Source organism: Streptomyces sp. NRRL S-337 (assembly GCF_000720175.1).
Lineage (GTDB): Bacteria > Actinomycetota > Actinomycetes > Streptomycetales > Streptomycetaceae > Streptomyces > Streptomyces siderophoricus.
The window spans coordinates 1-21,224 of record NZ_JOIX01000052.1 but is presented as its reverse complement, the minus strand read 5'-3'; the positions used below and the strand labels follow the sequence as shown (position 1 = coordinate 21,224).

The 21,224-nt window shown below is 72.2% G+C and carries 20 protein-coding genes and 1 pseudogene; 11 read left to right on the top strand and 10 right to left on the bottom strand.

Features of this window, described 5'->3' with window-relative positions; all coding sequences use genetic code 11:
• Nucleotides 1-103 precede the first annotated feature (103 nt).
• The 3 genes from IG62_RS0128570 to recX all read left to right on the top strand — a co-directional run bounded on the left by IG62_RS0128570 (nucleotide 104) and on the right by recX (nucleotide 3,320).
• Complete coding sequence (locus tag IG62_RS0128570; protein WP_234326792.1) at nucleotides 104-1,309, top strand: AI-2E family transporter; 1,206 nt, start codon at nucleotides 104-106, stop codon at nucleotides 1,307-1,309.
• Between the two features lie 202 nt (nucleotides 1,310-1,511).
• Complete coding sequence (recA, locus tag IG62_RS0128565; protein WP_030809425.1) at nucleotides 1,512-2,633, top strand: recombinase RecA; 1,122 nt, start codon at nucleotides 1,512-1,514, stop codon at nucleotides 2,631-2,633.
• A gap of 6 nt (nucleotides 2,634-2,639) precedes the next feature.
• Nucleotides 2,640-3,320, top strand: a complete 681-nt coding sequence (gene recX / locus IG62_RS0128560; protein WP_030809422.1) for a recombination regulator RecX — start codon at nucleotides 2,640-2,642, stop codon at nucleotides 3,318-3,320.
• A 399-nt stretch (nucleotides 3,321-3,719) separates the two neighbouring features.
• On the opposite strand, the gene IG62_RS0128555 is transcribed toward recX, so the two are convergent.
• The 8 genes and pseudogenes from IG62_RS0128555 to IG62_RS0128525 form a co-directional block, all read right to left on the bottom strand.
• On the bottom strand, nucleotides 3,720-4,112 hold the full coding sequence (locus IG62_RS0128555; RefSeq protein ID WP_030809419.1) for a rhodanese-like domain-containing protein: 393 nt from the start codon (nucleotides 4,110-4,112) through the stop codon (nucleotides 3,720-3,722).
• Nucleotides 4,109-4,681: a cysteine dioxygenase gene (locus tag IG62_RS0128550; RefSeq protein WP_030809416.1), complete on the bottom strand. Its 573-nt coding sequence runs from the start codon at nucleotides 4,679-4,681 to the stop codon at nucleotides 4,109-4,111. The genes IG62_RS0128555 and IG62_RS0128550 overlap by 4 nt, the downstream gene beginning before the upstream one ends.
• A gap of 78 nt (nucleotides 4,682-4,759) precedes the next feature.
• Complete coding sequence (locus IG62_RS49940) at nucleotides 4,760-4,846, bottom strand: putative leader peptide (RefSeq protein ID WP_311044721.1); 87 nt, start codon at nucleotides 4,844-4,846, stop codon at nucleotides 4,760-4,762.
• A 765-nt stretch (nucleotides 4,847-5,611) separates the two neighbouring features.
• A pseudogene (locus tag IG62_RS0128545) lies at nucleotides 5,612-7,300 on the bottom strand (FAD-dependent monooxygenase); the annotation flags it as partial.
• A 182-nt stretch (nucleotides 7,301-7,482) separates the two neighbouring features.
• Nucleotides 7,483-8,415, bottom strand: a complete 933-nt coding sequence (locus IG62_RS0128540; protein ID WP_030809411.1) for an amino acid ABC transporter permease — start codon at nucleotides 8,413-8,415, stop codon at nucleotides 7,483-7,485.
• 127 nt (nucleotides 8,416-8,542) lie between these two features.
• Nucleotides 8,543-9,190 carry an amino acid ABC transporter permease gene (locus tag IG62_RS0128535; protein WP_030809401.1) on the bottom strand — a complete coding sequence of 216 codons (648 nt, stop codon included), beginning with the start codon at nucleotides 9,188-9,190 and terminating at the stop codon, nucleotides 8,543-8,545.
• Between the two features lie 130 nt (nucleotides 9,191-9,320).
• Nucleotides 9,321-10,232, bottom strand: coding sequence for a glutamate ABC transporter substrate-binding protein (locus IG62_RS0128530; protein ID WP_030809398.1), 912 nt, complete (start codon nucleotides 10,230-10,232; stop codon nucleotides 9,321-9,323).
• 56 nt (nucleotides 10,233-10,288) lie between these two features.
• Nucleotides 10,289-11,074 carry an amino acid ABC transporter ATP-binding protein gene (locus IG62_RS0128525; protein WP_030416926.1) on the bottom strand — a complete coding sequence of 262 codons (786 nt, stop codon included), beginning with the start codon at nucleotides 11,072-11,074 and terminating at the stop codon, nucleotides 10,289-10,291.
• A gap of 299 nt (nucleotides 11,075-11,373) precedes the next feature.
• Here IG62_RS0128525 and IG62_RS0128520 point away from each other — a divergent pair, with 299 nt between their 5' ends.
• From IG62_RS0128520 to IG62_RS0128510, 3 genes are all read left to right on the top strand, one after another.
• Nucleotides 11,374-12,102 carry a response regulator transcription factor gene (locus IG62_RS0128520; RefSeq protein ID WP_030809395.1) on the top strand — a complete coding sequence of 243 codons (729 nt, stop codon included), beginning with the start codon at nucleotides 11,374-11,376 and terminating at the stop codon, nucleotides 12,100-12,102.
• A 16-nt stretch (nucleotides 12,103-12,118) separates the two neighbouring features.
• The gene (locus IG62_RS0128515; RefSeq protein WP_030809392.1) at nucleotides 12,119-13,534 is read left to right on the top strand and encodes a sensor histidine kinase; all 1,416 of its coding nucleotides are present in this window, start codon (nucleotides 12,119-12,121) and stop codon (nucleotides 13,532-13,534) included.
• 205 nt (nucleotides 13,535-13,739) lie between these two features.
• Nucleotides 13,740-13,943, top strand: coding sequence for a cold-shock protein (locus IG62_RS0128510; RefSeq protein WP_030809389.1), 204 nt, complete (start codon nucleotides 13,740-13,742; stop codon nucleotides 13,941-13,943).
• A 103-nt stretch (nucleotides 13,944-14,046) separates the two neighbouring features.
• On the opposite strand, the gene IG62_RS0128505 is transcribed toward IG62_RS0128510, so the two are convergent.
• Nucleotides 14,047-15,042 carry a TAXI family TRAP transporter solute-binding subunit gene (locus IG62_RS0128505; protein ID WP_030809387.1) on the bottom strand — a complete coding sequence of 332 codons (996 nt, stop codon included), beginning with the start codon at nucleotides 15,040-15,042 and terminating at the stop codon, nucleotides 14,047-14,049.
• 135 nt (nucleotides 15,043-15,177) lie between these two features.
• On the opposite strand from IG62_RS0128505, the gene IG62_RS0128500 reads away from it, so the two are divergent.
• The 3 genes from IG62_RS0128500 to IG62_RS0128490 all read left to right on the top strand — a co-directional run bounded on the left by IG62_RS0128500 (nucleotide 15,178) and on the right by IG62_RS0128490 (nucleotide 18,306).
• Nucleotides 15,178-15,951, top strand: coding sequence for an ankyrin repeat domain-containing protein (locus tag IG62_RS0128500; RefSeq protein ID WP_051798726.1), 774 nt, complete (start codon nucleotides 15,178-15,180; stop codon nucleotides 15,949-15,951).
• A gap of 88 nt (nucleotides 15,952-16,039) precedes the next feature.
• Nucleotides 16,040-17,557, top strand: coding sequence for a tRNA (N6-isopentenyl adenosine(37)-C2)-methylthiotransferase MiaB (gene miaB / locus IG62_RS0128495; protein ID WP_030809382.1), 1,518 nt, complete (start codon nucleotides 16,040-16,042; stop codon nucleotides 17,555-17,557).
• Nucleotides 17,558-17,595: 38 nt separating this feature from the next.
• Nucleotides 17,596-18,306, top strand: coding sequence for a class III extradiol dioxygenase subunit B-like domain-containing protein (locus IG62_RS0128490; RefSeq protein WP_030809378.1), 711 nt, complete (start codon nucleotides 17,596-17,598; stop codon nucleotides 18,304-18,306).
• Between the two features lie 179 nt (nucleotides 18,307-18,485).
• Here IG62_RS0128490 and IG62_RS49140 read toward each other — a convergent pair whose 3' ends face one another.
• Nucleotides 18,486-18,959, bottom strand: coding sequence for a hypothetical protein (locus IG62_RS49140; protein ID WP_158795134.1), 474 nt, complete (start codon nucleotides 18,957-18,959; stop codon nucleotides 18,486-18,488).
• 188 nt (nucleotides 18,960-19,147) lie between these two features.
• On the opposite strand from IG62_RS49140, the gene miaA reads away from it, so the two are divergent.
• Together miaA and IG62_RS0128475 are read left to right on the top strand one after the other, a co-directional pair.
• The gene (miaA, locus tag IG62_RS0128480) at nucleotides 19,148-20,086 is read left to right on the top strand and encodes a tRNA (adenosine(37)-N6)-dimethylallyltransferase MiaA (RefSeq protein ID WP_030809373.1); all 939 of its coding nucleotides are present in this window, start codon (nucleotides 19,148-19,150) and stop codon (nucleotides 20,084-20,086) included.
• A gap of 498 nt (nucleotides 20,087-20,584) precedes the next feature.
• Nucleotides 20,585-21,010, top strand: a complete 426-nt coding sequence (locus IG62_RS0128475; RefSeq protein WP_030809370.1) for a hypothetical protein — start codon at nucleotides 20,585-20,587, stop codon at nucleotides 21,008-21,010.
• Nucleotides 21,011-21,224 lie beyond the last annotated feature (214 nt).

The following is a 21,224-nucleotide window of genomic DNA, read 5'->3' as shown; positions in this document are numbered from 1 at the left end:
GGCGCGGTGCGCGACACTTGGCTTCGTGCCTGTGTCTGATGAGATCACCAGCAACGACGTCCCCCACCCCGAGGACCGGCCGGACGCCCGGTCCGACGCCCGGATGCCGCGCTGGCTGCCGCGCGCCATGGTGCTCGCGCTCGCCCTCGTGGCCTGCTTCCAGCTCGCCACCTGGGGATTCCACCAGCTCATCTCGCTGCTGTTGAACGTGCTGATCGCGTTCTTCCTGGCGCTAGCCGTCGAACCGGCCGTCTCCTGGATGGCGGCCCGCGGCATGCGGCGCGGCCTGGCCACCGGCCTGGTCTTCCTCGGCATCCTCGTCGCCGCGGCCGGCTTCTTCGCGCTGCTGGGCTCGATGCTCGCCGGCCAGATAGCCACCATGGTCGAGGAATTCCCGCAGTACCTCGACTCCGTCATCAGCTGGATCAACAGCACCCTGCACTCCCACCTCTCCCGGGTCGAGGTGCAGAACAACCTGCTCCGGTCCGACTGGCTGCAGAAGTACGTCCAGGACAGCGCCAACAACGTCCTCGCCGTCTCCGCGACCGTGCTGGGCAGCCTGTTCAACCTCCTGACCGTCGCCCTCTTCTCGTTCTACTTCGCCGCCGACGGCCCCCGACTGCGCCGCGCGCTGTGCTCCGTCCTCCCGCCCCGCCGCCAGGAGGAGGTGCTGCGCGCCTGGGAGATCGCTGTCGCCAAGACCGGCGGATACCTCTACTCGCGCGGCCTGATGGCCCTGATCTCCGGCCTTGCGCACTACGTCCTGCTGGAGCTGATGGGCGTGCCGTACGCCCCGGCGCTGGGCATGTGGGTGGGCCTGGTCTCCCAGTTCATCCCGACCATCGGCACGTACCTCGCGGGCGCGCTGCCGATCCTGATCGCCTTCACCGTCGACCCCTGGCACGCCCTGTGGGTCTTCGGCTTCGTCGTGATCTACCAGCAGTTCGAGAACTACCTCCTCCAGCCACGGATCACCGCCAAGACGGTGGACATCCATCCCGCCGTCGCCTTCGGATCGGTCGTCGCCGGCACGGCCCTCATGGGCGCGGTGGGCGCACTGATCGCCATCCCGGCCACGGCCACCCTGCAGGCGTTCCTCGGTGCGTACGTCAAGCGCTACGCCGTGCCCGACGACCTTCGGGTCCACGGCAAGGCCCGCCGCCGACGCGCCGCCGACCTCCTCGCCCGCGTGCGCCACGCCGCCGAGCGCAACGAGGACCGGCCCGACGGGAAGGACCCGGTGGGGCAGGACACGGACTCGGCCGGCCGGGACGCCACCGCACAGCAGGGCGCGCCCGACGCGGGCTGACACCGCGGACCGCGGGGCACACGGCGTGGTGCGGCGCTTGACACAAAAATCGAACAGCTATTCTCATGAGAGATCCGGCCCGTGATTCCGGGATACCCGCGAAGTTATCCACAGGCCGGAGCCGGGTCCGGGCGCATTGTCAGTGGCAGGCGTTAGCGTCATGGACGTGAAGCGATCGACTCAAGCAAATCGGGTGGAACCCATGGCAGGCACTGACCGCGAGAAGGCGCTGGACGCCGCACTCGCACAGATTGAACGGCAATTCGGCAAGGGCGCAGTGATGCGCATGGGGGAGCGGTCGAAGGAGCCCATCGAGGTCATCCCCACCGGATCCACCGCCCTCGACGTCGCCCTGGGCGTCGGCGGCCTCCCCCGAGGCCGCGTCATCGAGGTCTACGGCCCGGAATCCTCCGGTAAGACGACCCTGACCCTGCACGCGGTCGCGAACGCCCAGCGGGCCGGCGGCTCCGTCGCGTTCATCGACGCCGAGCACGCGCTCGACCCCGAGTACGCCAAGAAGCTCGGCGTGGACACCGACGCCCTGATCCTGTCCCAGCCCGACAACGGCGAGCAGGCCCTGGAAATCGTGGACATGCTGGTCCGCTCCGGTGCGCTCGACCTCATCGTGATCGACTCCGTCGCCGCCCTGGTGCCGCGGGCCGAGATCGAGGGCGAGATGGGCGACTCCCACGTCGGCCTCCAGGCCCGGCTGATGAGCCAGGCCCTGCGCAAGATCACCAGCGCGCTCAATCAGTCCAAGACCACGGCGATCTTCATCAACCAGCTCCGCGAGAAGATCGGCGTGATGTTCGGCTCGCCGGAGACCACGACCGGTGGCCGGGCGCTGAAGTTCTACGCCTCGGTCCGCCTGGACATCCGCCGCATCGAAACCCTCAAGGACGGCACCGAAGCCGTGGGCAACCGCACCCGCGTCAAGGTCGTCAAGAACAAGGTCTCGCCGCCCTTCAAGCAGGCCGAGTTCGACATCCTCTACGGCCAGGGCATCAGCCGCGAGGGCGGCCTGATCGACATGGGCGTGGAGCACGGCTTCATCCGCAAGTCCGGCGCCTGGTACACGTACGAGGGCGACCAGCTCGGACAGGGCAAGGAGAACGCCCGCAACTTCCTCAAGGACAACCCCGATCTCGCCAACGAGATCGAGAAGAAGATCAAGGAGAAGCTGGGCATCGGCGTCAAGCCGCAGGACCCGGCGGCGGAGCCCGGCGCGGACGCCGCGGGCGCGGCGACCGACGCGGCCCCGGCTGCTCCGGCCGCGGCGACGAAGAGCGCCAAGGGTTCCAAGGCCGCTGCGGCCAAGAGCTAGCCCGCCATGACACGGCGAACGGAATGGCCGGACAGCGCGGACGGGATCCACAGCGCTGCCGGTGACGCCGAGACCCGTAACGGCCGCAGGGGCGGCCGTGGCCGTCAGAACGGCGGTGGTTCCACTCTCGCCTCCGGCGAGGACGAACCCGCCTCGTCGAGGGCCGAGGCGGGACCACCGCGTACGCCCGAGGAGCAGGCGCGGGCCATCTGCCTGCGCCTGCTCACCGGGAGTCCGCGTACCCGTAAACAGCTTGAGGATGCCTTGCGCCGGCGCGGCATTCCCGATGAGGCCGCGCAGGACGTGCTGTCCCGCTTCGAGGACGTCGGACTGATCAACGACGCGGCCTTCGCCGACGCCTGGGTGGAGTCCCGCCACCACGGGCGCGGCCTGGCCCGGCGGGCCCTCGCTCGGGAGCTGCGTACGAAGGGCGTGGACTCCGCACTGATCGACGAGGCGGTCGGCCGCCTCGATTCCGAGCAGGAGGAGTCCACTGCCCGCGAACTGGTCGACCGCAAGCTGCGCACGACCAGGGGCCTGGACCGCGAGAAGCGCCTGCGCCGCCTGGCAGGCATGCTCGCCCGCAAGGGCTACCCGGAGGGCCTGGCCCTCCGCGTGGTCAGACAGGCCCTGGAGGAAGAGGGCGAGGACCCTGACCTCCTGGAAGAGCATCTGGGGGAAGACTGATCCGGGCCGGAGCGGACCGGATCGGACCGAAGCGGAGTGGAGCCGACGGGAGCTGGCCGGAGCGGGCCGGAGCGAGGACTACTCCTGGCCTGACCTTGAGTGTCGTGGCCTGGAGTGTTGTGGCCTGGAGTGTTGTGGCATTGCGGCGGGGGTGGGGATTCGGGCGACGGTCGGGCTTGGGACGGGCAGCCTCCGGCACCGCCAGCGTCCCGCGTCGGTCAGGGCTGCGTGGAAGTGGGCAGGAAGCGGGGTGGGGGCGGGGCGGGGCCCCGGGGGGGGAGAGGAAGGCCCGCACCCGTTCCGCCCCCAGCCCCTATCGAAGTCCCGCCCCCAGCCCCTTACCGAAGTTCCGCCCTCGCCTACCTCGCATGACGGCTCGCGGGGCCCTCATCCCTCACCTCATCTCGGGGCCCCACCCTCGACCGGCAGGCCGGCTGTGCGCCAGGCTTGGAAGCCGCCGGTGAGGTCGGTGGCTCGGTGGAGGCCGAGGTGGCGGAGGGAGAGGGCGGCGAGGCTGGAGGCGTAGCCCTCGTTGCAGATCACCACGAGGGGCAGATCGTGGTGGGTCGCTTCCGGCGCCCGGTGTGCGCTGGTGGGGTCCAGGCGCCATTCCAGTTCGTTGCGTTCCACGATCAGGGCACCGGGGATGGTGCCGTCGCGGTCCCGTAGTTCCGCGTAACGGATGTCGACGAGCAGGCCGCCCGCCTGCTGGACGGCGGCCGCCTCTTGCGGGTCGATCCGGCGGCCCAGTTGGCGGCGGGCGTCGGCGAGAAGGGCGTCGATGGCGCTCACGTCCACTCCTCCGGACGCTCGACCTCTTCCAGGCGGAGTACCTGGCCGGTGCGGCTGTAGCGGCGCATCAGCGGCAGCGGCGGGTAGTAGGCGTGCACGGAGACCGCGTGGGTGTCCGGCGAGGTGTTGAGGACCTGGTGGACGTGGTGGGGGCCGAAGGCTCGGCCGCGGCCGTCAGCGAGTGTGCGTTCCCGGTCGACGTCGTCGGTGAGTTCCAGGGTTTTCCAGCCGTCGGTGGGCAGTTGGGCGGCGAGCGATTGCTCCGTCAGTTCGCCCGTCGCCGTGGCGAACGCCCCGTGTGAGCCGCCGTGGTCGTGCCAGCCGGTGCCGGTGCCGGGCGGCCAGCCGATCAGCCAGGCCTCGCTGCCGCCCGGCCCGTCCAGCCGGATCCACGTCCGACCTTCCGGGTCGAGCGGCAGGGAGGCGACGAGTGCCGGGTCCGCAGCGGTACGGCGGACGAAGTCGAGGAGTGCGGAGGCGCTGGGACCGCCGTTCTTGCCGGCGGTGTCGTTGGTGGGGGTGTCATCGCCGGGGGTGTGCGGGCGCGCGGGGGTACGTACGTCGGGCACGGAAACCGTCCTGAGTGATCGCGAAGAGGCGCGGCTGCCGGACAGGGGCAGGCGGCCGCGCGGGGAAGGAAATGCGGATCAACAGGACGGACGACACATGCAGCCCGCATAGCGGACCAGGTCCAGATGGACCCTCCGCCAGAATCGCGAGCTGTGGTCAGTCACTCTCGGAGTGAAACACGCTGGTTCGGAACGGGTCAACTGCACGAGTGAACTGCACGAGTCAACCGCATCGAGTCGACTGCGCGATCACATGGCCGAGTCGGCTGGGCGGACCAACTGGGCGGGCCAGCTCGACGGACCAGCTGGACGGACCAGCTGGACGGGCCAGCTGGTCTGGTCGACTGGCGGGTCCACCGGAAGACTGGGGTGGGTCCTTGCGTCGGTGCTCAGTCTGCGGCTCCCTCGGGCGCCCGCTCAGGTATCCACCCCGGGGCTCGTTCCGGGGTCCCCTCCGGCGCTCGTTCCCAGGTCAGTTCCAGGGTCGGTTCCGGGGTGGGTTCTCGGATCGGTTCCGGCGCTGGCGCCGGAACCCGGCTCGCCTCCGCTCCCGTCCGCGCCTGCCCCTCCGTCCTCGCTCCAGTACTCCTCCGCGGCCCGCACACCCTTGCCGGCGCCGGAACCCTCCCCAGCCTGGGGACCTCCCCGGCCACCATCCCCAGCGCCGGCACCATCCCCCGCACGGGCACCACCCCCCGCGCCGGCACCATCCCCCGCGCCGGCACCCTCCCGACCCCCGGAACCGTCTGCGGAACCACCCCCGGAACCGCCCCCCGCATCGGCACCACCAACCACCCCCTCAACATCCCCCACCCTCTGCACACCCACAGAACCCACAGAAGCCCCAGAGCCCCCCGAAACTCCCGCACTCCCCAAGGCACTCCCCGAGCCCCCAGCCCTCACTCGCCCATAAGCCCCCGCGACCCCCGAGGCGTCGTCAGGTGTGCCGCCCCGGACCGCCTCCGCGCAGGCGTGGAGTTCGGACGGGCGGATGCCGGGGGCGAGGGCGGTGACCAGGTGGCCGTCGGGGCGTACGAGGAGGACGGTGTGGGCGGCGGCGCCCGGGTAGGACTCGGTGACCAGGACCTCGGCGGGCATCGGGAGCGCCGCGGCGGCGCTGCTCAGCCGGGGCATGAGGCCCGCCGACTGCCAGTGCCGGCGGTCCCAGACGGTGGTGCCGGGCGCCACCAGTACCACCAGCAGCCCGCGCCCGAGGCGGGTGCGCAGCCGGACCACCGAACCGTCCGGCGCGGTCACCGGTACGTCCGTCACCGGTGCTCCCGGCGGCGTCTCGACGAGCGGTCCGCCGGTGTGCGCGGCGGGCGGTGCCAGCGGCGTGCGGGCGTACACCGGTGGGGCGCCCAGCGGGCCGCGGCCCAGGTGGCCGTCGGTCAGCAGGGTGCTGCGGCCGCGCGCGGCGCCGGGCAGGACGGTGCGCCAGCGGGCCGAGCGGCCGTCCCGCAGCAGCGGCAGCGCCTGGTCGGCGGCGCGCAGCCGGGCCGCGACCGCGCCCCGCCGCTCGGCCTGGTAGCTGTCGAGCAGGGTCTCGGTGGCGCCGTGGTGCCAGGCCAGTCCCAGCTTCCAGGCGAGGTTCTCGGCGTCCCGCAGCCCCTCGTCCAGCCCCTGGGTGCCGAGCGCGCCCAGCAGGTGTGCGGCGTCCCCGGCGAGGAAGGCGCGGCCCTGCCGCCAGCAGCGGGCCAGCCGGTGGTGGACGGTGTGCACGCCGGTGTCGAGGAGTTCGTACGGGGGGACCAGCCGGCCGTGGCCGGAACCCCGGGCGCCGCCCCCGTCCACGCCGGAGCCCGCGACGACGTCGCCGGCCTCGACCGGGTACTCGGTGGTCCAGCCGGCCAGCGAGTCGCGGATCCGGGCGACCAGGGCGTCCGGGGTGACCAGTTCGCGGCCAGGGGGCAGCAGCCAGTCCAGCCGCCAGACGCCGTCGGCCAGCGGACGGGCGGAGACCTCGCTGCCCGGTGTCCCGCCCTGCCGGGGCGGTGAGCGGTGCAGCAGGGCCTCGCCGGGCCAGGGGAGTTCGCAGCGCAGCGCGGCCACCGCATGCCGCTCGACGGCCGTACGGCCGGGGAAGCGGATGTCCAGCAGCTTGCGCACGGTCGACCGGGGGCCGTCGCAGCCGATGAGGTAACTCCCGCGCCACCACGTCCCCTTGGGGCCGCGGGTGTGGGCGCTGATGCCGTGCTCGTCCTGTTCGAGGTCGGTCAGCCGGCTGTCGGTGACGACCTCGGCGAGCTTCTCGCGTTCCAGCGCGGCGCGCAGCGCGCGGGTGAGGGCGTGCTGGGGGAGGTGCACCGGGGAGGTGGCGGCGGGCCCGGCCGCGTCGTCGGCGGTGTGCGGGGCGAAGGCGACGCGTTCGACCAGGCGCCGGCGGCGCATGATCCGCCAGGCCGTCCAGCGGGTGCCGGCGGACTCCAGGGTCGCGGCGCAGCCGAGCCGGCCGACGAACGCCGCGGTGTCCTCGCGGAGGACGGCGGTGCGGGCGGGCCGGGTGTCCTCCTGGCCGGAGGTCTCGTCGAGGACGATGGAGGGGACGCCGAGCCGGGCGAGGGCGAGCGCGAGGGAGAGGCCGACCGGGCCGCCCCCGGCGACGATCACCGGGTCCACGGCGCTGCTCCCCAGGGCCGCCGGTACGTACGGGACATGCGGGGACTGGCAGTTGGAGCCCGGTGCGTGATCACACAGCGTATGCAACCCACTGCGGCCGCTCGCGTCAAGTGACGGAGGCGGTGGCGCCGTTGCCACCGCCTCCGGACGGTTCCGTACCGGCCGCGCGGGCCGTCGTACCGTCAGTCCTTCGCGTCCGCCGGGACGTCGGCCGGAGCCGCGGGCTCCAGGGCGTCGGTGGCGGTCACCGGCTCGCCGGCCGCCGCCACACCGATCCCGGTCTTCGCCCGCCGGCCGCGCCGCTCGATCCAGTTGGCGAGGGCGGACAGCGCCAGGCACATCGCGACGTAGAGGGAGCCGGTGACGATGATGAACGGGACGTAGGTGTCCTCGCCGTTGACGAGGATGTTGGTGCTCATCAGGCGGGCGGTGTAGAGCAGTTCCTCGAACGTGATGATGTAGCCGAGGGAGGTGTCCTTCAGCGTCACCACGAGCTGGCTGATGATCGTCGGCAGCATCGCGCGGACGGCCTGCGGGATCAGCACGGTCGTCATGACCTGGGTCTTGCTCATGCCCAGGGCGTAGGCCGCCTCACTCTGGCCCTTGGGCACGGAGTTGATGCCGGCCCGCAGCACCTCGGCCTGGACCGAGCCGTTGTAGACCGTCAGTCCGATGACCAGGGCCCAGAACTGCGGCTGGTCGCCGGAGAGGCCGAGCGCGTCGCGGTTGGTGAGCAGCAGGACCCAGATCACGTAGATGGTGATCAGCAGCGGGACGGCGCGGAAGAGTTCGATGAACCCGGTCGCCAGCCAGCGCACGGGCTTGTGGTCCGACAGCCGTGCGACCGCCAGCAGGATGCCGAGGAGCAGGGAGAGCACCGCGGCGACCGCGAAGACCTCAAGGGTCGTCAGCAGGCCGTTGCGGATGTTGGTGCGCACCCCCGCGTTGTTGAAGATGTCCCACCGCTCGGGCTCGAACTGGCCCGTCGCGTTGAGCCGCATCACGACGAACCCGATCAGGGCGAGTACCACGAGCCCACCGAGGACGGTGTAGACGCGGTTGCGCACCTTCGCCTTCGGCCCGGGGACGTCGTAGAGAACGCTGGCCCCACTCATGCCGTTACCTCACTTCGTTCCGCCCCGCTGGCGCGTGGCACCCACATCGTGCTCTTCCTCCCCATGGGGACACCTCCCAGCGGTAGCTGGGGGATGTCGGCCGGGGGGACCCTCATGTCGCGTCCGTTCACCGCGCGACCCCCATCCGGCGCTCCAGCAGCCGGAAGGCACCGCTGATGGCGAAGGTGATGACGAGGTAGGCGAGAGCGACCCACAGGAAGATCCAGGCGATCGCGTACCCCTGGTCGCTGAGCAGCTTGGCGAAGCCGAACAGCTCGGTGACGCTGAACGCACCCGCGATGGCGGAGTTCTTCGTGAGGGCGATGAAGATGCTGCTCAGCGGCGGCAGCACGGTGCGGGTGGCCTGCGGCAGGACGATCAGGCGAAGGGTCTGCGAGAACGTCATCCCGAGGCTGCGCGCGGCCTCCGCCTGCCCCAGCGGCACGGTGTTGATGCCGGAGCGCACCGCTTCGCACACGAACGAGGAGGTGTAGAAGCCCAGCGCCAGCATGGCCAGCACGAAGGGGCTCAGTCCCTTGAAGAGCACCTGGGGCACGACGAACATCGCGATGAGGAAGAGCAGCGTCAGCGGGGTGTTGCGCAGCAGCGTGACCCAGGCCGTTCCGAACGCGCGCAGCGGCGGGATCGGAGAGACCCGGAATCCGGCTATGAGGACGCCGAGCACCAGGGCGATCACCGCGCTCGCCGCGGTGATCGCCAGGGTTCCGAGGAACCCGTCCCGGAACTCGGGCAGATGATCGAGGAGTACGTTCATGGGGTCTCCGCGGTAGCGGTCATCGGGTCGACGGCGGGGAAGGGAGAGACGGGGTGAAGACAGCGCGCCCCGCACACCCGGCCACGGCGGGCGTACGGGGCGGCGCGGTCAGGAGGAGCGGTCCGGCGCCTCAGTACCGCGGCAGCGGCGTCTGCGGGGCGACGTAGGCCGACCCGGACTTGCCGAGGGTGCCCTGGTAAGCCTTCTTGTAGTCGCCGTTGCTGATGTGGTTCTCCAGCGCCTTGGTGATCGCGTCGCGCAGGGCCTTGTCGTTCTTGTCCATGCCGACGCCGTAGGGCTCCTTGGTGAACGGCTTGTTCACCACGCGGAGCTTCTGCGGGCGCTGGGCCGCGTAGCCCTTGAGGATCGCGTCGTCGGTGGTGACCGCGTCGACGTCGCCGTCGATCAGCTTCTTCACGCAGTCCGAGTACTTGCCCAGCTCGATGGTCTTGGCGCCGTACTTGACCTTCTTGATCTCCTGGAGCGGCGTGGAGCCGGTGATCGAACAGACCGTCTTGCCGCGGAGCGTGTCCGGGCCGGTGATGCCCTTCTCGTCCTTGCGCACCAGGAGGTCCGCACCCGCGGTGTAGTACGGGCCCGCGAAGCCGACCTGCTTCTTGCGCTCGTCGTTGATCGTGTAGGTGCCGACGTAGTAGTCGACGTCGTGCCCGGAGATCTTGGTCTCACGGACGTTGGAGTCGACCGTGCTGAACTTGATCTGCTTCTCCGAGAAGCCCAGGTCGGCCGCGACCATCTTGGCGATCTCGATGTCGAAGCCGGAGTACTTGCCCGACGAGGGGTCCTGGTAGCCCAGGAACGGCTGGTCGGCCTTGACGCCGATGACGATCTGGCCCTTCTGCTGGGCCTTCTTCAGCACCGCCGAGTTGACCTTGACGTCCTTGGCGACCTTGTACGTGCCGCTGTAGACCTCACCGCCGGCCGGCTTGTCGCCGGCCGTTCCCGACTCGCCGCCGCAGGCGGTCGCCGTGGCCGCCAGCGCGAGCACCACCGCACCGGCCGCAGCCGTCTTGAGCATCCTCATGGTGAACATCCTTTGGTTCAGCAAGTGTTGGCAATGATGGTGGCCCAACTGCGGCCTCAGTGGTGGAGGATCTTCGACAGGAAGTCCTTGGCGCGGTCGCTGCGCGGGTTGTTGAAGAACTGGTTCGGCTCGGCCTCTTCGATGATGCGGCCGTCCGCCATGAAGACCACACGGTTCGCCGCGGAGCGCGCGAAACCCATCTCATGGGTGACCACGACCATCGTCATGCCGTCCCGGGCGAGCTGCTGCATCACGTCCAGCACCTCGTTGATCATCTCCGGGTCCAGCGCGGAGGTCGGCTCGTCGAACAGCATCACCTTCGGGTCCATGGCCAGCGCGCGGGCGATCGCCACCCGCTGCTGCTGCCCGCCGGAGAGCTGTGCGGGGTACTTGTCCGCCTGGGTGCCGACACCGACCCGGTCCAGCAGGGCGCGGGCCTTCTGCTCGGCCGCCGCCTTGTCCGTTTTGCGGACCTTGGTCTGGCCCAGCATCACGTTCTCCAGCACCGTCTTGTGTGCGAAGAGGTTGAACGACTGGAAGACCATGCCCACGTCCGCGCGGAGCCGGGCCAGTTCGCGGCCCTCCTGCGGCAGCGGCTTGCCGTCGATGGTGATGCTGCCGGAGTCGATGGTCTCCAGGCGGTTGATCGTGCGGCAGAGCGTCGACTTGCCGGAGCCCGAGGGCCCGATCACGACGACGACCTCGCCCCGGTTGATCGTCAGGTCGATGTCCTGGAGCACGTGCAGCGCGCCGAAGTGCTTGTTCACGTTGTCCAGCACGACCAGCTGGTCACCCGCCGGCGGGGAACCCTCGGCGTTCTTGGTCACCGATACTTCACTCATCGGCGTACAGCTCCGTCCTCCTCGGTTGGGAGGACCCTAGTGACGCCCCGCGACCAGCGTCATTACATCTGAGGGGAACTTGAGCATAACGATCCGGTCGCAGCGGGACACTCAGGGTGAGGCGGGCGGGCAGGGGAGGGGAGAGCCGGCCGGGGGCCGGGTTTGCCGTGGCGCGGTGCCGGCGGCGTACCGGCTGGGTAACGGATGGCGGCCGGGAGGTGGCCTCCTCTTGACGCGCGCACCCGCCATCGCCGTAGATGCCCTGTGGCCTGTCCGTACGCACCCGGGAAGGAGGCCCGATGAGACTGCTGCTGGTCGAGGACGACGATCACGTCGCCGCGGCGCTGGCCGCCGTGCTCGCCAAGCACGGCCTGTCCGTCGTCCACGCGCGCAGCGGTGAGGAGGCGCTCAAGGCCCTGCTGCCCGACGCCGCCGAGCCGTTCGCGGTGGTGCTGCTCGACCTCGGGCTGCCCGACCAGGACGGCTTCGAGGTGTGCGGCCGGATCCGCAAGATCAGCGCCACCCCGGTCATCATGGTCACCGCGCGCTCCGACGTGCGCTCGCGCATACACGGCCTCAACCTGGGCGCGGACGACTACGTGGTCAAGCCGTACGACACCGGTGAGCTGCTGGCCCGTATCCACGCCGTCAGCCGGCGCAACGCGGTGCCGGCCGGCGGCACGGAGCAGCCGGCCGAGGAGGGCGCGCCCGAGGCGCCGCTGCGGCTCGGCGCGGTCACCGTCGAACTCTCCACCCGCCAGGTGTCCGTGGACGGCGCCGCGGTGCCGCTGACCCGCAAGGAGTTCGATCTGCTGGCTCTGCTCGCCCAGCGGCCCGGGGTGGTCTTCCGCCGGGAGCAGATCATCAGCGAGGTGTGGCGGACGAGTTGGGAGGGCACCGGCCGGACCCTGGAGGTGCACATCGCCTCGCTCCGCGCCAAACTGCGCATGCCTGCCCTGATCGAGACCGTACGCGGCGTCGGCTACCGCCTGGTCGTGCCGGCCGCCCCGGCCGCCCAGGCTCCCTGAAGGCCGCCGCGGGCACGTGCGCACCCGACTCCTTCCGCTCCTCATCGTCCTGATGGCCGGTGTGCTGCTCGCGCTCGGCCTCCCGCTCGGCGTCATCACCGCCGGCGTGGAGCAGCAGAAGGTGGTCGTCGACCGGATCGACGACGCCGCCCGGTTCGCCTCGCTCGCCCAGTTCGTCACCGCCCGCCCCGCTGCCGACCCCAAGGACAAGACACCCGAGGAGGACGAGCGGCGCGCCACCCTCCGCTCGGAGCTGGCGCGCTACTACGGCCTGTACGGGATCCGGGCCGGCGTCTTCTACCGCGACCGCTCCCCGATGGCCGCCGCCCCGCGGGACATGCCGGTGCCCCGCGACGGGGAGGGCGCCCGGGCCTTCAGCGAGGCGCTGGCCGGCCGCCGCAGCCATGACCCGCACCAGATCTGGCCGTGGGACGACGACGGCCGCATCCCGGTCGCCTCGCCGGTGATCCGCGACGGCGACGTGGTCGCGGTGGTCATGACCGATTCGCCCACCGGGCAGATGCGCGCGCGGATCCTGCACGGCTGGCTGCTGATCGCGGCCGGCGAGTGCGCGGCGATGCTCGTCGCCGTCGGCGCGGCCTTCCGGCTCACCGGCTGGGTGCTGCGGCCCGTACGGGTCCTGGACGCGGCCAGTCACGACATCGCCACCGGCCGGATGAAGTCCCGGGTCGCCGCCACCGCCGGACCACCCGAACTGCGCCGGCTGGCCCGCTCCTTCAACGAGATGGCCGACCACGTCGAGGAGGTGCTGGAACAGCAGCGCGCCTTCGTCGCCGACGCCTCCCACCAGCTGCGCAACCCGCTGGCCGCGCTGCTGCTGCGGATCGAGCTGCTGGCCCTCGAACTCCCCGAAGGCAACGAGGAGATCGCCTCGGTGCGCACCGAGGGCAAGCGGCTGGCCCGGGTCCTGGACGATCTGCTGGGCCTCGCGCTCGCCGAGCACACCGCCGCCGACCTCCAGCTCACCGACGTGGCCGCGCTGGCCGCCGAACGCGTCGACTCCTGGCGCCCGATGGCCGACGACAAGGGCGTCCGGCTGACCTACGAGGGCCAGCCCGCGGTCACCGGCTGGGCCGACCCGGTCGCCCTCTCCAGCGCCCTGGACGCGGTCGTCGACAACGCCCTCAAGTTCACCCCGGCCGGCCGACCCGTGACCGTACGGGTGGCGCCGGACGGCGCGCAGGTGCGGATCACCGTGGCGGACCGCGGGCCCGGGCTGACCGAGGACGAACTGGCGCGGATCGGTGACCGCTTCTGGCGCAGCAGCCGCCACCAGAACGTCTCCGGCTCCGGGCTCGGCCTGTCGATCACCCGCGCCCTGCTCGCCGCGGGCGGCGCCACCATCGCCTACGCCCCACACCCGCCGCACGGGCTGGAGGTCACCGTCACCCTGCCGCGCAGCGCGCCCTGAACCGGCCGGCCCGTCGGCGCAGTGTGCTACCGTCGAAGGACGTTGCAGTTGTGGTACCCATGAACGTTGTGTGCGCCCGGAGGCTGGTAGCCCCGGGCGTTCCTGTTTTCCGGAGTTTCCGGGCCGTTTCCGGTGTGGGGCGATCATCGCGGCGAAGGGGACCGCACGGTGTGGTCCCCGGTTTGCCCCATGAATGGAGAAAAACATGGCTTCCGGCACCGTCAAGTGGTTCAACTCGGAAAAGGGCTTCGGCTTCATCGAGCAGGACGGCGGCGGCCCCGACGTCTTCGCCCACTACTCGAACATCCAGGCTCAGGGCTTCCGTGAGCTGCTGGAGGGCCAGAAGGTCTCGTTCGACGTGACCCAGGGCCCGAAGGGCCCGCAGGCCGAGAACATCATGCCTGCCTGACGCCCCGCGCGTCTGCCCTGGCCTGTGACGGCACCGTCCGTCGCAGGCCAGGGCGCTTTTTTGGGGTGCCAGGGGCCACGCACGGCCGCGCGGTCCGATGCCCTCAGGGCTTCACGGACGCGTAATAGCGCCGGGCGCCCTCGTGCAGCTCCAGCGGATCGGTGAACACCGCCGTCCGCAGGTCCACCTTCTGCGCGGCATGCACCTGACGCCCGATCCAGTCCCGGCTGTCGATCACCGTCCGGGTGATGCCCTGGGTCAGCGCCGCGTCCTCCCGGTCCGTCGTGACCAGCAGGTTCGCCACCGCGATCGTCTTCACCGCCTGCCCGTCCTGGGCCCGCGGATAGGCGTCGGCGGGCATCACCGCCGCCCGGTAGTAGCGGGTGCGCTCGCCCTGCCGGTGCAGCCCCTCGGTGAGGTCCCCGAGCTGCACCAGCCGTACGGGGAACCGCTCCGCGAGCCGCTGGACCGCCGTCGTCGGCAGCCCGCCCGACCAGAAGAAGGCGTCCAGCTTCCCCTGCTCCAGCAGCTTCGGCATCCGGTCGATGCCCACCCGCACGGGCTTGATGTCCCGGTCGAAGTCCAGTCCGGCCGCCTCCAGCAGCCGCCGGGTGATCAGCTGCACACCCGAGCCGTCGGCCCCGACGCCCACCCGGAGCCGCCGCAGATCCTTGGTCGAGCGCACCGCCGACCGCTTGGGCACCACCAGCTGCATGTAGTCGTCGTACAGCCGCGCACAGGCCCGCAGCCGGTCCGCGCCCGGCTCGCCCCGGAACTGGTACGTGGCGACCGCGTCAGCCGTCGCGATGCTGAACTCCGCACGCCCGGACACCAGTTGCCGCAGATTGTCGATCGACCCCTCGCTCCGGGTCAGCCGCAGCCGTACGTCCGGCATGTCGTGCGCCAGGTCCTGCTGCAGCAGCTCCCCGTAGCGCGCGTACACCCCCGTCGGCACGCCCGTCGCCATCGTCACCTGCCCGCCCGGCGCGGGCGCGCTCCCCATGGACAGCAGCCACCACAGCGCCAGCCCGAGCACGACCAGCGCCGCGACGCCTGCCTGATACGCCCGGCGGCCCGGGCGGGGGAGTGCGGTGACCATGCGCGGGATCCTGCCAGGTGCCGGGCTCCGGCGGGAGGGGGAGGGGGCCCTGTGGTCCACTACGCTCCGCTCCGCGCGTGATCGTTGTCCGGCGGGCGGTCGGTGGGCGCGCGGTGCGGGAGCGGGGGACGCAGCATGGGCGACGAGGCACTCGTAGCGGCCGTACGGAACGGGGACGCGACGGCGGTGGACGCGCTGCTCGCTGCCGGGGGCGACCCGGACACCGTCGACGGGCACGGCACGCCCCTGCTGTGCCTGGCGGTGGATGCCTTCGACCTGCCGGTGGTGGAATTGCTGAGCGGGGCGGCGCGGTTGGACCAGGTGGCCCCCGACGGCCGGACCGCCCTGTTGCGGGCGATCGACCGCGGGGCGTACGAGATCACGGAAACGCTCATCTGCCGCGGCGCGCAACTCTGGCACAAGGACGGCGCGGGGCGCGATGCCCTGGCGCTGGCCCGGTACTGGCACGGGACCGGCGCCGTGGCCGAATTGCGGCGCAGGAGCGGGAGGACCGGGAGGAGCGGGCCGGCGGAGCCGGTCGGGCGCAGGACCGTCCGGGGTGCGTCCGGGACGACCTGTGAGGAGCTGTCGCTGGACGGACTGCGGGTCCGCACCGGGCACACCGCGATCCTCACCATGCTGGAGCCGCGCTACGGGGTCCGCCCCGCCTTCGAGCAGTTGCTGTCCCGCGCCCTGGCCGAACCGGACGTCGATCACGAGGTGTGGTGGGCGACGACGTCCGCGGCCCAGCAGCGGCCGGACCCGGCCGTCCGGGAAGCGGCCGCGGCACTGCGGGACCGGCCGGACCCGTTGGAGCGGCACTTCGGCGCGGAAGTGCTGCGTCTGATCGACTTCTTCGAGGAGAGTCACGAGGAGAGTTACCAGGAGAGTTTTCGAGGGGAGCGATGAGGCCCCGCCCGCCTGCCGGGAACGGGTACGGACGGCCCTTACGGCCCGCGGGGGGAAGGCTTCTCCGGCGGGCCCTTACCCTTGAGGAATGACCAGCAGCACCGACCGCAGCCACGTCGTGGGCGTGCCGAAGACCTATGAGATCCGCACCTACGGGTGCCAGATGAACGTCCACGACTCCGAGCGGCTGTCCGGCCTGCTGGAGGAGGCCGGGTACGTCCGTGCGCCCAAGGGGGGCGAGGAGGCCGACGTCGTCGTCTTCAACACCTGCGCGGTGCGGGAGAACGCCGACAACCGCCTCTACGGCAACCTCGGGCAGCTCGCCCCCAAGAAGGCGGCGCACCCCGGAATGCAGATCGCCGTGGGCGGCTGCCTCGCGCAGAAGGACCGCGACACCATCGTCAAGAAGGCCCCCTGGGTCGACGTGGTCTTCGGGACGCACAACATCGGCAAGCTGCCGGTGCTGCTGGAGCGGGCCCGCGTCCAGGAAGAGGCGCAGGTCGAGATCGCCGAGGCGCTGGAGGCGTTCCCCTCCACGCTCCCCACCCGCCGCGAGAGCGCGTACGCGGCCTGGGTATCGATCTCCGTCGGCTGCAACAACACCTGCACCTTCTGCATCGTCCCGGCGCTGCGCGGCAAGGAGAAGGACCGCCGGCCCGGCGACATCCTCGCCGAGGTCGAGGCGCTGGTCGCCGAGGGCGTCAGCGAGATCACCCTGCTCGGGCAGAACGTCAACGCCTACGGCTCCGACATCGGCGACCGCGAGGCCTTCAGCAAGCTGCTGCGCGCCTGCGGGAACATCGAGGGCCTGGAGCGGGTGCGCTTCACCTCCCCGCACCCGCGCGACTTCACCGACGACGTGATCGCCGCCATGGCCGAGACGCCCAACGTGATGCCGCAGCTGCACATGCCGCTGCAGTCCGGCTCCGACCGGGTCCTCAAGGCGATGCGCCGCTCGTACCGCCAGGAGCGGTTCCTCGGCATCATCGAGAAGGTGCGCGCCGCCATGCCGGACGCCGCGATCTCGACGGACATCATCGTCGGCTTCCCGGGGGAGACCGAGGAGGACTTCGAGCAGACCCTGCACACGGTCCGCGAGTCCCGCTTCGCCCAGGCGTTCACGTTCCAGTACTCCAAGCGCCCCGGCACCCCCGCGGCCGAGATGGACGGCCAGATCCCCAAGGCCGTCGTCCAGGAGCGCTACGAGCGGCTGGTCGCCCTCCAGGAGGAGATCTCCTGGGAGGAGAACAAGAAGCAGGTCGGCCGCACCCTCGACGTCATGGTCGCCGAGGGCGAGGGCCGCAAGGACGACGCGACCCACCGGCTGTCCGGCCGGGCGGCGGACAACCGCCTGGTGCACTTCACCCGGCCCGAGGAGCCGGTCCGCCCCGGCGACGTGGTGACCGTCGAGGTGACCTACGCCGCTCCGCACCACCTCCTCGCGGAGGGCCCGGCCAAGGGGGTCCGCCGTACCCGCGCCGGTGACGCCTGGGAGAAGCGCACCGCCGCCCCGGCCGACAAGCCCAAGGGCGTCCTGCTGGGCCTGCCCACCATCGGTGCCCCGGCCCCGAGCCCGGCGCCCACCGCGGGCTGCGGCTGCGACTGAGCGCGAGGACGGCGGGCAGGGACGTTACGCTGCGTGGCATGCTCGTAGCCGCCGCCATCTGCCCCTGCCCGCCGCTGCTCGTCCCGGAGGTCGCCGCCGGCGCGGCGCCCGAGCTGGAAACGCTGCGCGCCGCCTGCCTCGACGCGATCGGCCTGCTGGCCGCGGCTCGCCCGGACCGGCTGGTCGTCGTGGGCCCCGCCGACGAGGCCACCCGCGGCCCGCACCCCGAGGGTGCCGCCGGCTCGTTCCGCGGCTTCGGGGTGCCGCTCGATGTGACGCTGGGCGCCGCCGAGGCCGCCACCGAGCGGCCGCTCCCGCCGTCCCTCTCCGTCGGCGCCTGGCTGCTGGCCCGCGCGGACTGGGCCGACGCCCCCGTGGAGGGCCTGGGCCTGGACCCGGCGCTGCCCGCCGAACGGGCCCTGGCGGCCGGCCGGGAGATCGCCACCCGTGCGCCCCGGGTGGCCCTGCTGGTGATGGGCGATGGCAGCGCCTGCCGGACGGTCAAGGCGCCCGGCTACCTCGACGACCGGGCCGAGCCCTTCGACGCCGCCGTGTCCCGCGCGCTGGGTGCCGCCGACGTCGCCGCGCTGAGCGCCCTGGACGCCCAGCTCGCTGCGGCCCTGCAGGCGTCCGGACGGGCCGGCTGGCAGCTCCTGGCGGGCGCCGCCGAGGGCGCGGGCCTGGCCGGTCGGCTGCTGCGCGAGGAGGCCCCGTACGGGGTGGGGTACTTCGTCGCCACCTGGTCGTAGCCGCCGCTGTGCCGGGCCGGCCGGTCACCGGCCGGCCGGTGGCACGCCGGCTCTCCTGAGGGGGCGGTCCGGCGGCGTCCGCTCCGTAGTGGATACGACACGACGGCCGCGAGGTGGTGAGCCACCCCGCGGCCGTCGTGCGCCGCCCGTCTTTCCGACGCGCGTGAACTACCCGTGCCTCACTTCCGTGCGCCCTCGCCGGCCTCGCTGTTCGCCGTGGCCCGGACCGACTGCTGCCGGGGAATCCCGGAGCTCTCGGCGGTCTGCTCCGCCGCGCCGTGCGGCTCCCCTTCGGCGGCCTGCTCGGCGGCCGGTCCGGAAGGCGTCTCCGCGGCCTGCTCGGCGGCCGCCTCGGCGGTCTCCGCACACTGTTCGTCACGCGTCTCGTCACCGGACACCTCCGGGGCCGCCGCTTCCGCCACGTCGTCCGCCACACTTTCGGCCACCGCGTCCGCCGCGGCCCCGTCGCCGGCCGTGGCCTCCCCGGCGCCCGCGGCCTTCTCGGCCTCCCCGGCCCCCCGGGCTTCCTCGGCGCCCTCGGCCTCCTCAGAAGCGGCCGACTTCGCCGGCTCCTCCGCCTCGGCCGTCACCGACGTCGCGGCGCTCTCCTCCGTCAACGCTTCGGACTTACGGCGGCGAAACCGCGAAAACACGCCCATAACTGCTCCTACGCTCTTCATGTGGGCGAAATCCCCTGCCGCCCGGAGCGGACCGTTGCGCCGCCCACGGGCGCCGGTGCTGCACCGGCTCTCTCGGGACCTCGCAACAGGCAACGACCTCATCGGTGGCCCGTCACGTCGCTCGTTCGAGATGGGCCACCGATGTTTGGGAGACTGACGGGGTGAACACCGCTGTCCCCGCTCCGCGGGTCATCGCCGTCGTCGGCCCCACCGCGGCCGGAAAGTCCGATCTGGGCGTTGCGCTCGCCCGACATCTGCGTGGCGAGGTCATCAACGCCGACTCCATGCAGCTCTACCGCGGCATGGACATCGGGACCGCCAAGCTCACGCCCGAGGAGCAGCAGGGCGTACCGCACCGCCTCCTGGACGTCTGGGACGTCACCCGCGCCGCCAACGTCGCCGAGTACCAGCGGCTGGCCCGTGCCGAGATCGACCGGCTGCTCGCCGAGGGCCGCACCCCGGTCCTCGTCGGCGGCTCCGGCCTGTACGTACGCGGTGCCATCGACGCCCTGGAGTTCCCCGGCACCGACCCTGTGGTGCGCGCCCGTCTGGAGGCCGAACTGGCCGATCTGGGGAGCGGAGCCCTGCACGCCCGGCTGGCCACCGCCGACCCGGAGGCCGCCCGCGCCATCCTGCCCGGGAACGGCCGCCGCATCGTGCGTGCCCTGGAGGTCATCGAGATCACCGGCCGCCCCTTCACCGCGAACCTCCCCGGTCATGAGGCGGTCTACGACACCGTGCAGATCGGGGTCGACGTCGCCCGCCCCGAACTCGACGAGCGGATCGCCCGCCGGGTCGACCGCATGTGGGAGGCGGGCCTGGTCGACGAGGTGCGCCGCCTGGAGGCCGAAGGACTGCGCGAGGGCCTCACCGCCTCCCGGGCGCTCGGCTACCAGCAGGTGCTCGCGCAGCTGGCGGGGGAGTGCACGGAACAGCAGGCGCGTGACGAGACGGTGCGCGCCACCAAGCGCTTCGCGCGCCGTCAGGACTCGTGGTTCCGCCGGGACCCGCGCGTCCACTGGCTCAGCGGCGCGGCCGAGCACCGGACGGAACTCCCTGAGCAGGCGCTGGCCTTGCTCGAACGACCGGTCACAGCCTGATCACGTCATGGCATCGGGACGCTCCGGCCGTCATCAGGGCCCCTGAGGGCGTGTCATCATCGACCTTCGATCGAGGCATGCATGCGGCAGTGGGGAGGGCGCGTGGCAATGGAGGCCGGCCCTCGCAACCGAGCCCAGCAGCCGGACAACGGCGCTGACACGGATACCGACACGGACACGGGCACCGACGCGGCGCCGCTGACCACCGACGGCCCGGACGTCCCCAACGCCCCGCTCCGGGACGCTCTGCCTGGTAGCAACCTGCTCCGGGACGACCCGCTCGGGAACGACCCGTCCCGGAACGACCCGTCCCGGGAGGACGCGGCCCACGGCGGCCGGTCGCACCACGGTCTCTCCCAGGGCGGCCGGTCGCACGGCGACCTGTCCCACGACGGCCTCGCCGAAGACGGTCCGCCCGGCGGCGACGCCCTCGGCAGCGGCCCGCTCGCCTCGTCCGATGCCCTCGCCTCGTCCGACCCCCTGCGGACCTCCGACCCCATGGGCCACTCCGACGCCCTGGACGCCACCGGGGCGCTGGACGACTCCGACGGACCGGACGCCGCCGGCGGGACCGGTGAGGGGGGTGAGTCCTTCCGCGAGCTGCGTCCGCCGCGCCGGCTGCGGCTGTGGCAGCTCGCACCGATCGTCGGGCTGGCGGCCGTCGGCTCGCTGATGTTCGCCTTCCCGCTGGCCTTCGAATTCGGCGGCGACGGTGGCGCGGTGATCGCGATGCTCGGCCTGCTGCTGTGCTGCTGCGCGGCCGGCTGGGGCATGATGGCCGCCCGCCGCGTCGGCCACACCTGGCCCGGCCTGCCCGCCCGGGGCTCCGGCCGCCGCGCCAGCTGGCGGGTGGTCCTGCTGTACGCCCTGGTGGTGGCCGTCCCCGCGGCCCTGGCCATCTGGCGCGTGGCCCGACTGCGCTGACGCGCTCCTCTGGGCCGCGCTGACGCGCTCCCGCCGGGGGCGAGCTGACGCGCTCCTCCCGGCTGCGCGGAATGACGCGCTCCTCTTTTTCCCCGCCGCCCACCCCCCTTCGGGGGGCGGGTGCAGGAGCGCACCCCCGCTCCCCCAGGGGCCCCGGCCCACGCCCCGCCGAACGGGCCGCACCCCCACCGGCCGCGTCCCACCTCCCCTACCT

What these genes read in the sequence shown, in the direction of transcription:
- IG62_RS0128570 (WP_234326792.1), top strand. Translation starts at nt 104, where the DNA reads ATGCCGCGCTGGCTGCCGCGCGCCATGGTGCTCGCGCTCGCCCTCGTG.
- recA (WP_030809425.1), top strand. Translation starts at nt 1,512, where the DNA reads ATGGCAGGCACTGACCGCGAGAAGGCGCTGGACGCCGCACTCGCACAG.
- recX (WP_030809422.1), top strand. Translation starts at nt 2,640, where the DNA reads ATGACACGGCGAACGGAATGGCCGGACAGCGCGGACGGGATCCACAGC.
- IG62_RS0128540 (WP_030809411.1), bottom strand. Translation starts at nt 8,415, where the DNA reads ATGAGTGGGGCCAGCGTTCTCTACGACGTCCCCGGGCCGAAGGCGAAG.
- IG62_RS0128535 (WP_030809401.1), bottom strand. Translation starts at nt 9,190, where the DNA reads ATGAACGTACTCCTCGATCATCTGCCCGAGTTCCGGGACGGGTTCCTC.
- IG62_RS0128530 (WP_030809398.1), bottom strand. Translation starts at nt 10,232, where the DNA reads ATGAGGATGCTCAAGACGGCTGCGGCCGGTGCGGTGGTGCTCGCGCTG.
- IG62_RS0128525 (WP_030416926.1), bottom strand. Translation starts at nt 11,074, where the DNA reads ATGAGTGAAGTATCGGTGACCAAGAACGCCGAGGGTTCCCCGCCGGCG.
- IG62_RS0128520 (WP_030809395.1), top strand. Translation starts at nt 11,374, where the DNA reads ATGAGACTGCTGCTGGTCGAGGACGACGATCACGTCGCCGCGGCGCTG.
- IG62_RS0128510 (WP_030809389.1), top strand. Translation starts at nt 13,740, where the DNA reads ATGGCTTCCGGCACCGTCAAGTGGTTCAACTCGGAAAAGGGCTTCGGC.
- IG62_RS0128505 (WP_030809387.1), bottom strand. Translation starts at nt 15,042, where the DNA reads ATGGTCACCGCACTCCCCCGCCCGGGCCGCCGGGCGTATCAGGCAGGC.
- IG62_RS0128500 (WP_051798726.1), top strand. Translation starts at nt 15,178, where the DNA reads ATGGGCGACGAGGCACTCGTAGCGGCCGTACGGAACGGGGACGCGACG.
- miaB (WP_030809382.1), top strand. Translation starts at nt 16,040, where the DNA reads ATGACCAGCAGCACCGACCGCAGCCACGTCGTGGGCGTGCCGAAGACC.
- IG62_RS0128490 (WP_030809378.1), top strand. Translation starts at nt 17,596, where the DNA reads ATGCTCGTAGCCGCCGCCATCTGCCCCTGCCCGCCGCTGCTCGTCCCG.
- IG62_RS0128475 (WP_030809370.1), top strand. Translation starts at nt 20,585, where the DNA reads ATGGGCCACTCCGACGCCCTGGACGCCACCGGGGCGCTGGACGACTCC.